11 protein-coding genes and 1 other annotated feature are annotated in these 13403 nt (G+C 40.6%); of the genes, 7 read left to right on the plus strand and 4 right to left on the minus strand.

Annotation, left to right across the window (positions count from 1 at the left end):
* Positions 1-15 precede the first annotated feature (15 nt).
* The 4 genes from G6554_RS04150 (at position 16) to ccpA (ending at position 3530) form a co-directional block, all read left to right on the plus strand.
* Entirely contained in the window at positions 16-456 is a 441-nt protein-coding gene (locus G6554_RS04150) for a YtxH domain-containing protein (RefSeq protein ID WP_166239051.1), read from the plus strand.
* Positions 457-593: 137 nt separating this feature from the next.
* Positions 594-926: a bacillithiol system redox-active protein YtxJ gene (gene ytxJ, locus G6554_RS04155; RefSeq protein ID WP_166239053.1), complete on the plus strand. Its 333-nt coding sequence runs from the start codon at positions 594-596 to the stop codon at positions 924-926.
* A gap of 298 nt (positions 927-1224) precedes the next feature.
* Entirely contained in the window at positions 1225-2301 is a 1077-nt protein-coding gene (locus tag G6554_RS04160; RefSeq protein ID WP_166239055.1) for a bifunctional 3-deoxy-7-phosphoheptulonate synthase/chorismate mutase, read from the plus strand.
* 230 nt (positions 2302-2531) lie between these two features.
* The gene (gene ccpA, locus G6554_RS04165; protein WP_166239057.1) at positions 2532-3530 is read left to right on the plus strand and encodes a catabolite control protein A; all 999 of its coding nucleotides are present in this window, start codon (positions 2532-2534) and stop codon (positions 3528-3530) included.
* A 31-nt stretch (positions 3531-3561) separates the two neighbouring features.
* Here ccpA and G6554_RS04170 read toward each other — a convergent pair whose 3' ends face one another.
* From G6554_RS04170 to G6554_RS04180, 3 genes are read right to left on the minus strand one after another with little or no spacing between them, the layout of a single operon-like run.
* Positions 3562-4734, minus strand: coding sequence for an acetoin utilization protein AcuC (locus G6554_RS04170; protein WP_166239059.1), 1173 nt, complete (start codon positions 4732-4734; stop codon positions 3562-3564).
* The gene (locus tag G6554_RS04175; protein ID WP_166239061.1) at positions 4731-5378 is read right to left on the minus strand and encodes an acetoin utilization AcuB family protein; all 648 of its coding nucleotides are present in this window, start codon (positions 5376-5378) and stop codon (positions 4731-4733) included. Before G6554_RS04175 ends, G6554_RS04170 begins: the two co-directional genes overlap by 4 nt.
* Positions 5379-5417: 39 nt before the next feature.
* Complete coding sequence (locus G6554_RS04180) at positions 5418-6050, minus strand: GNAT family N-acetyltransferase (RefSeq protein ID WP_166239063.1); 633 nt, start codon at positions 6048-6050, stop codon at positions 5418-5420.
* Positions 6051-6249: 199 nt separating this feature from the next.
* On the opposite strand from G6554_RS04180, the gene acsA reads away from it, so the two are divergent.
* The gene (gene acsA / locus G6554_RS04185; RefSeq protein ID WP_166239065.1) at positions 6250-7968 is read left to right on the plus strand and encodes an acetate--CoA ligase; all 1719 of its coding nucleotides are present in this window, start codon (positions 6250-6252) and stop codon (positions 7966-7968) included.
* A gap of 414 nt (positions 7969-8382) precedes the next feature.
* On the opposite strand, the gene G6554_RS04190 is transcribed toward acsA, so the two are convergent.
* Positions 8383-11136 (minus strand): transglycosylase domain-containing protein, encoded by a 2754-nt coding sequence (locus G6554_RS04190; protein WP_166239067.1) that lies wholly within the window; start codon positions 11134-11136, stop codon positions 8383-8385.
* A 147-nt stretch (positions 11137-11283) separates the two neighbouring features.
* Positions 11284-11502, plus strand: a binding site (T-box leader).
* Between the two features lie 43 nt (positions 11503-11545).
* Here G6554_RS04190 and tyrS point away from each other — a divergent pair.
* Together tyrS and G6554_RS26305 are read left to right on the plus strand one after the other, a co-directional pair.
* Positions 11546-12802, plus strand: coding sequence for a tyrosine--tRNA ligase (tyrS, locus tag G6554_RS04195; protein ID WP_166239070.1), 1257 nt, complete (start codon positions 11546-11548; stop codon positions 12800-12802).
* 311 nt (positions 12803-13113) lie between these two features.
* Entirely contained in the window at positions 13114-13314 is a 201-nt protein-coding gene (locus G6554_RS26305) for a heterocycloanthracin/sonorensin family bacteriocin (RefSeq protein WP_481747900.1), read from the plus strand.
* Positions 13315-13403: the final 89 nt, after the last annotated feature.

Genomic DNA, 13403 nt, shown 5'->3' on the forward strand with positions numbered 1-13403 from the left:
AAAGGAGGTTATAACATGTCCAGTAGAGAATATGAATCACGAGAAACGAGTCAGGGCCGCAATGAGGAGTCTTCTAATAGCTTTTTACTAGGTGCATTAATCGGCGGTGTGCTTGGAGCCGCAGCGGCATTTCTCTTGGCTCCGAAGACAGGAAAGGAGCTCAGGGGTACATTGAGCGGTTCAGCAGGAACGCTTAAGGGTAAAACGTCATCCCTATCCCAAGAACTTGTTCAGCAATCCAACGAGTTAATCAGTAAAGTAAAAGGAAAATACGAAAATCCAAAAGAAAAAGCGGTGGAATCGGAAGTAAACTATATTCCCATTCATTCTCCAAACGAAAATCGTCCCGCTAAAAATTCAATTGAAATTAAATCAGTAGACAGCAGTGAGATCAGAAAAAAATTAGAGGCAGCGCAAAAGGCGTTTGACGAAGAGGAAAGCAAGGTTAAAATTTAATTATTTGTGATAAAAACGGTGAAGTGATAAAATGACTTCACCGTTTACTAATTTTATGTCTAGCTCCAGCGCCTAGGGGATCGGGGCCATAAACCCCTGATCAAGGCGCTTCCGCTTTTCAACTGGAGGGTGTATAAATGCTTAAGAAAATTGAATCCATTGAACAATTTGATCAATTGCTAACAAATGAAAGCAAATTTTATCTCTTAAAGCATAGTTTAACATGTCCAATCAGCCATGCAGCATACAAGGAGTATGAAAAATTTGCGAATGAAAATCAGAATGTACCAACCTATTATTTAGCCGTTCAAGATTCACGCCCACTATCAAATGAGGTCGCAGAGAGATTTCAGATTAAGCACGAATCACCACAAGCTTTTCTTTTTGCAAATGGGAAAGTGGAATGGAACGCTTCACACTGGAAAATTACCAGTCGTTCTTTGGGAAATGCAGGCAGTGAGAAGGAATAACGATTGAATGACAAAAAGGATGAATCGTTCATCCTTTTATTTATTGAAAAAACGAACATATTGAGATTCTTTCACATAAAATAAGCTATTATATCATTTTACTTTAGTGCTTAAAAGCGTTTAATTATTAAAGAAAAAAGAGATGACAAAGGAAACCATTTCAGCTATAATAAAGCCTAATTATTAAAATTTTTAAAATTTAACACTTAGAGCTTGTAAATCATTCGTTAATGGCGGAAAATACTACTTAATATTTCTGGATATAATGATTTGCGGGGAGAAAGGACGGGGATCAATAATGGCTAATAATGAATTGGATCAATTGAGAACGCGGGTTGATGAACTAAACTTAGAATTGTTGAAGATTATTAACGAGAGAGCGCAGCTTGTTCAAGAGATAGGGCAGGTTAAAGGAAATCAAGGGGTATACCGTTATGACCCAGTCCGTGAAAGAAAAATGCTTGAAGTGATTAAAGAGCATAATGATGGACCATTTGAGAATTCAACTATTGACCATCTTTTCAAAGAAATATTTAAAGCAGGATTAGATTTACAAAAAGATGACCATGAAAAAGCATTGCTTGTCTCGAGGAAGAAAAAGCCTGAAAATACGATTGTGAATCTAAAAGGCGAAACGATTGGCGATGGAAAGCAGCATTTCGTCTTTGGCCCTTGTGCGGTTGAGTCCTATGAGCAGGTAGCAACAGTGGCAAAAGCAATGAAGGAAAAAGGGTTAAAGCTACTTCGCGGGGGTGCTTATAAACCAAGAACCTCTCCATATGATTTCCAAGGGTTGGGCGTAGAGGGACTGAAAATTTTAAAACGTGTAGCAGATGAGTTTGATATGGCTGTCATCAGTGAAATTGTAAACCCGGCTGATATTGAAATGGCCTGCGACTATATTGACGTCATTCAAATTGGTGCCCGCAATATGCAGAACTTTGAACTATTAAAAGCCGCCGGTGCGGTGAAAAAGCCAGTCTTGTTAAAAAGGGGAATTTCAGCAACGATAGAAGAATTTATTAATGCTGCAGAATATATAATGGCACAAGGAAACGGACAAATTATTCTGTGTGAGCGTGGAATTAGAACCTACGAACGCGCAACAAGGAATACACTGGATATATCTGCCGTTCCTATTTTAAAACAAGAAACACATTTACCGGTTATGGTAGATGTTACGCACTCCACCGGCAGAAGAGATTTACTGCTTCCATGTGCGAAGGCTGCTATTGCCATCGGTGCTGACGGAGTAATGGCTGAAGTTCATCCAGATCCTGCAGTTGCCCTATCTGATGCGCAACAACAAATGAATCTTGATCAATTTGACCATTTCTTTAGTGAATTGCTTGCATCCAACTTTGTTAAGCTTTAATTTAGCTATTTTCCGAAAAAACCTTCTGCAGCCTTTGCAGAAGGTTTTTTCATGAAAAAGAGGTATTTTTAAAAAATAATTGACAAATGCAATTGCGGCTTTACTATTCTTGTCGTATCATTAAGTACATGTTAAGATTGTTTAACTTATCACATACATTTCATGACTAAGTTTATTCAAGCTGTTGTAAAATAAAGAAAAACAATGTACGTTTTAGGAGAGTGTTTTAAGTGAATATCACTATTTATGATGTGGCAAGGGAAGCAAATGTATCAATGGCAACGGTTTCCCGTGTTGTTAATGGAAATCCAAATGTAAAACCGGTAACCCGTAAAAAGGTGTTAGAGGTTATTGAAAGATTAGGCTATCGGCCAAATGCAGTAGCAAGAGGATTAGCAAGTAAGAAAACCACTACTGTGGGTGTGATCATTCCTGATATTTCAAATATCTTTTTCGCTGAATTAGCACGCGGTATTGAAGATATCGCCACCATGTATAAATACAATATTATTTTAAGCAATTCCGACCAAAACAAAGAGAAGGAATTACACTTGCTGAATACCATGCTTGGAAAACAAGTTGATGGAATTGTATTTATGGGTGGAAATATTAGTGCTGACCATGTGGCGGAATTTGAAAAATCACCGGTGCCAATTGTTTTAGCTGGCTCTATTGAAGAATCAAATCAAATTCCATCTGTCAATATCGATTATGAGGCTGCCGTTTATGATTCGACCAAAGAGTTCATTGAAAAAGGTCATAAACAGATTGCCTTTGTGGTTGGACCGCTTCATGAGCCAAAAAATGCCCAGAAAAAATTAAAAGGCTATCAGCGTGCGCTTGTGGAAGCCGGCCTCCCCTTTAATGAAGAGCTACTTTTTGAAGGGGATTATACGTACGACTCCGGGATTGAAGCTATAGAAAAATTACTGGAAGCTACTGAAAGACCAACTGCTATTTTAGTGGGTTCAGATGAAATGGCTCTGGGAGTCGTTCATGGTGCAGAGGACAAGGGCTTTAATGTTCCTAAGGATTTTGAGATCATCACCTCAGATAATACAAGACTGGCACTGATGGTACGTCCACAGCTTACCACGATTGTACAACCTTTATATGACATGGGGGCTGTTGCCATGCGACTCTTAACCAAATTAATGAATAAAGAAAAAACGGAAGAAAATAGTGTGGTTCTTCCACATCGGATTGAACACAGGCAATCAACAAAATAACCAAAAAAGGCTGCCAATACGGCAGCCTTTTTTACATTGATTCACTTTTTTGCTGATTACGAATCGGATATAGTGCCTTTTCAAGCGTCAGTAAGTTTTTTTCGGTAATTTCCGCTTTTCTTGGGATTGGAGTATATAAATCCTCAGGGTCGTCCCATTCTTTTGGTAATGTAACCGGTGATTCTTTTTGCCACTGATTGAGCCAAGCCTCCGGTAATCTGCCATAACAATTTGAGTTTTCCGTCATTTCGAGCCAAATAAGTGCCCACGCCCTTGGGACTACTCTCCAGATGTCATACCCGCCGCCACCAACTGCAATCCACTTCCCATTGCAATATTGATGGGCAATTTCATGGGCAACTTTTGGTATTTCCCGGTAGATATTCATTGTTGCTGATAAATGCGTTAATGGATCGTAATAATGTGAATCGGCACCATTTTGAGTCAGAATAACATCCGGTTTAAAAAAGGCAGCCACATCCTTAATGGATTGTGTGTAGGCATGCAGCCATGATTCATCTTCGGTAAAAGCATCGACAGGGATATTAAAGGAATAGCCATAGCCTTTCCCTTGTCCCCGCTCATTTAGATTTCCTGTGCCCGGAAACAAATATCTCCCGGTCTCATGAATCGATAAGGTACATACAGTAGGGTCATCATAAAATGACCATTGAACACCATCACCGTGATGGGCATCCGTATCCACATATAACACGCGTGCATGGTATTTTTCCTGTAAATACTTAATGGCTACTGAACTATCATTATATATGCAAAATCCGGATGCTTTGCCGCGAAAGCCATGATGCAATCCTCCACCAAGATGGAGAGCATGGAGGGACTTACCAGTCATCACTTGATCCACAGCTGTTAATGTACCGCCAACCAATAAGGAACTTGCTTCATGCATATTAGGAAAAATCGGGGTATCTTCTGTACCTAACCCATAATTTTCAGCTATTTCCTTCGGTAGTTGTCCCTGTCCTGCTTTTTTCACCGCTTCTATGTAACTACTGTCATGAATTAGGGACAGCTCTTCTTCAGATGCCATTTTAGGCGGAATCACCTGTTCAGGATCTAGTGCATTCAGTTTATTTAATAGGTCTACTGTTAATTTAAGCCGGAATTGATTAAAAGGATGATGACTGCTGAATTTATAGTTCAGCAGTTCTTCTGAAAAAACAAAGGAGCAGCGATCACTCATTGGGAAATCCCCGGAAGATTTGGCCATAGGACATGATGTCCTGCTTGATTAAGTTCCTGAATAAGTGCCGTCGGGTTCATGGTTTGAACCCTAATCACTAGAATTTTAAAATGATCATCCGTTTTATCCGGATAAACAAGGACACTTAGAATGTTCGCCTTCCGTCTTTTGATAACAGTAGTAATATCACTAAGTACACCTGCAAGGTTAGGTACCTTAATTTCGATTTGTGAACCCGGCTGATGGGCACCAGTTAGCTCAACCATTGTGCGCAGCAAATCCGTTTCAGTTACAATTCCCACTAGTTTCCTATCATTTATGATGGGGATACAGCTGATCTTGTGTTCATAGAAAAGTCCCGCCACCTCTTCTACAAAATCAAGTGGATGCCCTGTTATGATATTTTGCTCCATGATCGTCGCAAGTGATTTTTTCAAATCTTCAGGATGTTCATTGGCATGAAAAATGGATGGGGTGGCCTCCTGTATTTTTGCTACAGTAACCAAGCCAACCAAATGCCCTTCATCATTAACGATTGGGATATGACGGATTTTTCGTGTCTCCATTACTTTCATAGCATCTGCAATGGTATCAGTCGGAAATAGTGTTGCAACATCTGTTTTCATAATTTCTTCTACTATCATAAGAAATCACCCTCAATCCAGAGTAATGTCAGGAAAATGTTAATACATAAATCTGTTCATAAATCGTAACCGGTCAAACTTTTGAATGGACTCTAAATCGACTCGTTTCCCCATCCGCGCCATCAGACAGTTGGCAGGGTGGGAGCAAATTTCAGGATCATCGGTCGCATACCACTCGAGGCCACCGGCATTCATCATTTTCTCCATGACCTTGCGATAATCCCAGACATTTAATTTGGTTCCCTTTAAATCCCAATGCCAATAATACTCAGTAGTGATGGTAATATAATCTTCCATCGCATCATCCATCATTGAAACGATTAAAAGGTTTTTACCAACTGAACTGCCGCGAAATTCAGGAATTACCTCAATCGCACCTAATTCAATTAAATTATCCATTTTACCCTCAGACCAGCGTTCAAGCGGATCAGGGTATAGATAGGTGACATAACCAACGATTGTATTCCGGTGTCGTGCAATAATAATTCGACCTTCCGGTAGTTCAGCAATACCGATTAAGGCCTGATGCTGCTGTTCAGGCGGACGGAATGCAACAAGGTCTTCATGGAATTCATAGCCTGCTAGTTTATTAGAAGGAATGGGGCCTTCAATAATAAGGGTTCCCCGTGGAGTTTTTAATTGTTTTGCATTGTAAATCTTCTTGTGTTCCATACGGTCACCTACCTGAGAGATCGTTAGTATTAATTCTATTATACATAAAATTTATCGATAGAAAGCGATTTCACAAAATTTTCTGCTTTATATAAAATTATTTTGTTAACAAAATTTTCTTAAATATTATTTTTAAAATTGTGAATACTTACTATTTGTACTATAATAATCTCATATTAGCAAAGAGGGGGAGATGGAAATGAAAGTGGAAGCGCTGCCAGTTGTGCAAGGGGAGCATAATCTGAGCAATTATGATGAAACATACAAGCATTTTGACTGGAAGGAAGCAGAAAAGGAATTCTCTTGGAGTGAAACAGGACTTGTTAATTTGGCCTATGAAGCCATTGACCGTCATGCGAAAACTCACCGGAAAAATAAGATTGCCCTATACTATCGTGATGGCTCCCGAAATGAGAAATATACATTTAAGGAAATGAAAGAACTATCAAATAAGGCGGGAAATGTATTAAAGAGTTACGGGGATGTGGAAAAAGGCGATCGCGTTTTTATTTTCATGCCAAGGTCTCCGGAGCTTTATTTTACTGTTTTAGGTGCGATCAAACTCGGTGCCATCGTGGGGCCATTATTTGAAGCATTTATGGAAGGGGCTGTAAGAGACCGCCTTCAAGACAGTGAAGCAAAAGTCTTAGTGACGACGCCTGAATTGTTGGAACGTGTACCAGTTCATGAATTACCTGATTTGAAGCATATTTTTCTTATTGGAAAAAATGTCCAGGATCAAGGGCAGGTAATTGACTTTTTGGGGAAATTTGAATCGGCCAGCAAGGACCTCAAAATTGAATGGGTTGATCGGACAGATGGCCTGATCCTGCATTATACCTCCGGCTCTACAGGAAAACCAAAAGGGGTCTTGCATGTACATAATGCCATGATTCAGCATTATCAAACAGCAAAATGGGTTCTTGATTTAAAAGAAGACGATGTATATTGGTGCACAGCCGACCCAGGCTGGGTTACAGGGACATCCTACGGTATTTTTGGACCGTGGTTAACGGGAACGTCCAACGTCATTATTGGCGGCCGTTTCAGCCCCGAATCTTGGTACCAAATGATTGAAGATTTCGGTGTAACGGTTTGGTACAGTGCTCCTACCGCATTTCGGATGTTGATGGGTGCAGGGGATGAATTAGTAAAGAAATTCGATCTTAGCAGCCTTCGCCATGTATTAAGTGTAGGTGAGCCGTTAAACCCAGAAGTTGTTAAATGGGGATCAAAGGTATTTAATAAGCGCATTCATGATAACTGGTGGATGACAGAAACAGGCGCACAGCTTATTAGTAACTACCCATGTATGACGATCAAGCCAGGTTCAATGGGTAAACCAATTCCAGGTGTTGAGGCAGCAATTGTCGACAACCAGGGGAATGAGCTGCCGCCATATCGGATGGGGAATCTTGCCATAAAAAAAGGCTGGCCCTCGATGATGTACACTATTTGGAATAATCCTGAGAAATTTGAATCCTACTTCATGCCGGGTGACTGGTACGTATCCGGGGATTCTGCATACATGGATGAGGATGGCTATTTCTGGTTCCAGGGAAGAGTAGATGATGTTATTATGACATCAGGAGAGCGGGTTGGCCCATTTGAAGTGGAAAGTAAACTTGTCGAGCATCCGGCAGTAGCGGAAGCCGGGGTTATTGGTAAGCCAGATCCTGTCCGGGGCGAAATTATTAAAGCCTTTGTTGCCCTTCGAGATGGCTATGATGCTACGGATGAACTGAAAGAGGAAATCAGACAGTTTGTGAAAAAGGGACTCGCTGCCCACGCGGCACCAAGAGAGATCGATTTCCGTGATAAGCTGCCTAAAACACGAAGTGGGAAAATTATGAGACGTGTCTTGAAGGCTTGGGAACTAAACCTACCAACAGGCGACTTGTCTACAATGGAAGACTAATAAATAAAAAACCGCTGCGGAAAGTATTTAACGGATTTACTTGTGAGGTGCAAAACGATAAATCGCAGATTCAATCACATAAACGTCACAGTCAAAAAGGCTTAGAGATGCTACTATCTCTAAGCCTTTTTTGAATAAGCACCCATAAGTGGTACAAGTTCATTAGCCGCATGACTGCGAGTTAGAAAAATAAGCGGAGAAATTCCGCTTAATTAGGAAATAGCACTGAAAATAGCTAAAATAAACGGAGAAATTCCGACTATTGGCTCGAAAAATATCAAAATGAGGGATTTTGCTTGGCATAACCGGAAAAGCTCCGTTTATTTTGCCCTAAAACGTGTCCCATTCTGCATTTAGCCGGAAAAACTCCGCTTATTTGGTTGCACCCCTAAAGTATAGAAAGTTTTGTTCTGTTTAAGGTGTTGGTTGTTCAGTTTCTGTAACTGCCCCTATCGCAACATGATTCGATGGTGCGGATTCTTTGCCGGCAATATCGACGGCTGTGACATGATAGTCCCCGTTGCCTCCTGTAAAGGAAAGGCTAGAGCCGCTGATAATACTCGCTACCTTAGTGCCGCCTTGATAGACTCGATAACCGACAATGTCATTATCCGGTGACGACGTCCAGGTGATCGTATTACCGGAAACGGTAAGGCTTACTCCATCAGGACTTTTCCCGTTATCTACCATTTTAGCATCAGGAACGAGAATTTTCCCCCAACGATCTTTCTTTGGAATAAGTTGACTTGTGTTCCTAAAGTTCTTTCCGACCATTCGCGTAATAAAGTCAGGGTTTAAGATCACACCAAACTGGGAAAACTCTTGTGGTGTGGAATCCAGAGCCAAATATTTTTTCCCGTTAATGGTGACAAACTTGCTTTCCACCAAGCTATCATCAACTTTTTTAGGAACATCATTCACATTAAAATAATCACTTTCAACCAAACCTGCTTTTGAACAAGCTGAAGATGGCAACAAACCAGACACAGCGCAATAGGAACGTTTTACAATTCCTTCAGGCATTTGAAAGGTCTCTTTTGGAGCCACTAATTCCGGCTTAATGCTATAAGCAGAATTTAGTAATTCTGCCCAAAGGTTATTTGTCCGCTGGCTATAGGACATGCCGGAGGTCTTAAGGGATTTTGGTGTATCATATCCTGTCCAAATCCCGAACGTAACATTAGGGTTGGTTGCAACGAACCAAGAATCAATATATTCATTCCCTGTACCGGTTTTACCGGCCCAGTCGGCTCTGAAGTTTAATTTGCTGTTCACTCCCGCTGCAGTACCAGACTTAATAACATCACGCATCATGTCAAGTGTTAAATAAGCAGTTTGAGGCTTAAAGACATCAACCGGCTTCACTTCGTGCTGATAAACAACCTTTCCGTCTTTATCGACAATTTTATCTATCATATACGCGTCGATAAATTTCCCGTTGTTTGCAAATGTGCTAAATGCATTCGTATTTTCTTCAATTGTAACCCCGTTTTCCAACGAGCCGATGGCCGTAGATAGGTTTTCGAAATCCGGTTTAATAAGCGAAGTAAAGCCCATCTTCTCAAGATATTTAGCCGGTTGTTGATCAACGATATCCTTGTATAATTTTACTGCAGGAACGTTATATGATTTTGCCAATGCATAACGGGCAGAAACAATCCCGCTATACCTTAAATCGTAGTTTCGTGGCCAAGGTGTGCTTTTGCCTGGAGCCAAGCTTAATGCTACGTCTGGCAGAGGTGTTCCCGGTGCGGCTTTCCCCAATTCAATTGCTGGGCCGTAAACAAGCAGCGGCTTCATGGTGGAGCCGTTTTGTCTGACAGCACTTGTTGCATGGTTGAGCTTTTGTTTATCATAATCTCTACCGGCAACGAAGCTGATAATTTTTCCCGTCTTATTTTCAATCAGTTCTGCCCCAACCTCGACCGGCTCCATCACCGTAATTGTTTCTTTTGTTTCAGGATCCTCTTTTTGCTGGGCTTTATCAGGGCCATAGTTTTTATAATTATCCTTTACGACTTGCATGGCATCGAAAATATCTTTGTCAATAGTCGAATGAATTTGATACCCATTTTGATGCAGATCATGGGTAGCTAACGTTTTATATTTATAAAATAGAGTATCATCATTTTTTAGGTCCTTTTCAGTGTATCCGTCTTTTTCGGCAAGCACAGTGGTAAGAACCTCAACGGCACGCTTTTCAATTTCAAACGTAAGCCATGGATATTTTTCAAGCGGATTAGGGGCAGGCGGAGTAAAATCCTTTGTAATATCGTAAGCCGAAGCTTCTGCATATTGCTGTTGGTTGATGTACCCCCCATCAACCATTCTTTTCAATACGGTCTTCATTCGTGTCAGACCCGGCTCAAGATTATTCTTCACCGTACCTTCCCTTGTAAAAGGTGTATATCCAAACGGGCTTTGCGGAAGTCCGGCAATGAAAGCTGCTTGTGGCAGTGACAAATCACTAGCATTTTTCCCAAAGATCCCTTTTGCCGCTGCTTGCACTCCGGCAATATTCTGACCGGAGGAATTTCTTCCAAACGTTGAAACATTTAGATAGGCCTCTAGAATTTCCTTTTTATCGAAAAATTTCTCTAACCGAAGCGCAAGTAGAATTTCATTTGCTTTCCGCTGGAATGAAACTTCATTTGTTAAAATTTGATTTTTAATTAATTGCTGGGTTAATGTACTTCCGCCAGATTGAACGGCAGAGTTTGTCACCTCTTGAAAGAGAGCACGGAAAACGGCCTTAGGAACAACCCCCTTATGCTGATAGAAGTATTCATCTTCAGTTGCAATTACAGCATTGGCCAAATCCTTCGAAACATGATCAAGCTTTACTTCTTCACGGACGAGGTCGGTTCGAAGCCTGCCAAGATAGACATCATTGGCAAAATATAAATCTGAGGTTTCCGTGTAATTATAAATATCTTTCTTCATACTATCGTATGAATGGATGGGTTCATCCTTAACAAGTGAGGCAAAATAGCCGGCACCCACCCCTGTTGCAAAGGATCCTCCAAGAATGAGGACAGTCAGCACAAGGAGAAACAGGTTCCAAAAAACCTGATAGGTGATTCTAGCACTTTTAACGGTTTTTCTATGGGTAATCAATGTAAGTACGGATTTTGCTTTTTCCATCCACACTTGTATTCTTTCTTTCATTCAGGGCATCACCTCAATATAAAATCCCCTTCATTATAGCATACAGAAGGGTAAAAACTGACAACCTTCTACATTTTTCTGAAATTTCCAGTTGCTATTTGACAGGAGGGGGGAAATATGTTAAAAAAATGATAACAAAATAATAATTTTGAAGCTGTGAAGGGAACCAACTGTAGTTCTTCTATCCCTGTTTGTAGAGAGTCAGCGGTGGTGAAAGCTGATACATATAGAAGAATGAATTACCTCCTTGAGCTTTTTCTGTGAAACCAATGGCGAGTAGCGGAAAACGGTCAAACCGTTATCTTTTTTAAGTTGGAGGAGTTTGTTCCTCAAGCTGGGTGGTACCGCGTATTTTACGTCCCTGCATGATTGCAGGGGCGTTTTTATTTTTTTAACGGAGGGATTTTGAATGAATTTATTAGAGGATTTAGCTTGGAGAGGGATTATTTACCAACAGTCAGATGAAGAAGGACTAAAAGATGTTTTAAGTAACCAGAAAATCTCTTTATACTGCGGTGCTGATCCAACAGCAGACAGCTTGCATATTGGTCACTTGGTACCATTTTTAACGTTGAGAAGATTTCAGCAACATGGTCATCGCCCGATTGTATTAGTTGGTGGTGCAACAGGCTTAATTGGAGATCCTAGCGGAAAAAGTGAAGAGAGAAATCTGCAAACTTTAGAGAAGGTGCAGGAAAATGTTGCCGGCATCCAAAAGCAATTAGCAGCTATCTTTGATTTTGAGGGTGAAAATGGCGCTGTTATGGTGAATAACTATGATTGGGCAGGGTCCATGGATATTGTTTCGTTTTTACGTGATATCGGTAAGCATATTGGGGTGAATTACATGCTTGCAAAAGATACTATTGCTTCCCGACTTGAAACAGGTATTTCCTTTACTGAATTTACCTACACCATTTTACAGGCGATGGATTTCAATCATTTGTATGAACATCATAATTGTAAATTACAAATTGGCGGCAGTGATCAATGGGGTAATATTACCTCAGGCTTGGAATTAATTCGAAAAATGCAGCCAGAAGGCGCAAAAGCATTTGGTTTAACGATTCCGCTTGTGACGAAAGCAGACGGGACAAAGTTTGGAAAGACAGAAGGCGGCGCCGTCTGGCTTGATCCAGAGAAGACAACACCTTATGAGTTCTACCAGTTCTGGATTAATACGGCTGATGCGGATGTTGTCAAATACCTTAAATTTTTCACTTTCTTATCACATGAAGAAATTGAGGAATTAGGAATGTCTGTTGAGGAAGAACCGCATCTTCGTAAAGCACAAAAGGCGTTAGCAGAAGAGATGACACGACTAATCCATGGTGAGGAAGCATTACAGCAAGCGATTAAGATTTCGCAAGCTTTATTTAGCGGAAATGTAAAAGATCTATCCGCTGTGGAAATCAAACAAGGCTTTAAGGATGTTCCTTCCTTTCATGCACAAGAAGCAGAGGGTGATTTAGTTGATTTGCTCGTTTCAGCGAAAATTTCCTCATCTAAAAGACAGGCACGTGAGGACATAACAAATGGTGCTGTTACCGTTAATGGTGAGAAGATCACGGATACAAATTATGTCCTTAATGTAAATGATCGGATTGAAGGGCAATTTACGATTATCAGAAGAGGAAAAAAGAAGTACACGTTAATTAAATATTAACTGAGTTTGGGCCCTTTGGATTTCCGGGGCCTTTTTTGTTGTATAAAAGGCATCGTATGTTTTTAAAACCTCCCTCAACTTGCCAATCCATAAGGTGGCTAGCGTATGTAAAATAGGCTATTAAATCAGTGGCAACAACCTAAAAAAATCATATTTTGTTGAAGAGAGCACTCGTGGTACTTTAAAGTTTAATTTACACAAAACTGACAAATTACCTTCGTTTCCACTCTCGTATTAGGTGCAACCTGTTGAATAAATACAAAGGGGAGGAAGAAATGCATAATTTTCAGAATGGTTTACAATTATTAGGAATGGATCATTACCAAGTTGGTCCAATTGTTCCTATAGATCCTCAGAGCCAAGATATGCGGTTGATTGGATTTCGTTGCGGGGGCTGCGGATTTCGTTGTGGCGGCTGCGGTTTTCGATGTGGAGGTTGCGGCGGCTGCTTCGGTGGCGGCTGTTTCGGTTTCGGTTTCGGCTGTTTTGGATTCGGTATCGGTTTTATATAGTTGTCTTGGAGTCTCAGAAAATAATAGTTATGTTTCGAAAAAAGTGCCCCTGCGCGAACATGTGCGGCAGGAGGCACTTTTTTTTGTTT

It is taken from the genome of Bacillus sp. MM2020_4, assembly GCF_011250555.1.
Classification (GTDB): Bacteria; Bacillota; Bacilli; order Bacillales; family Cytobacillaceae; genus Neobacillus.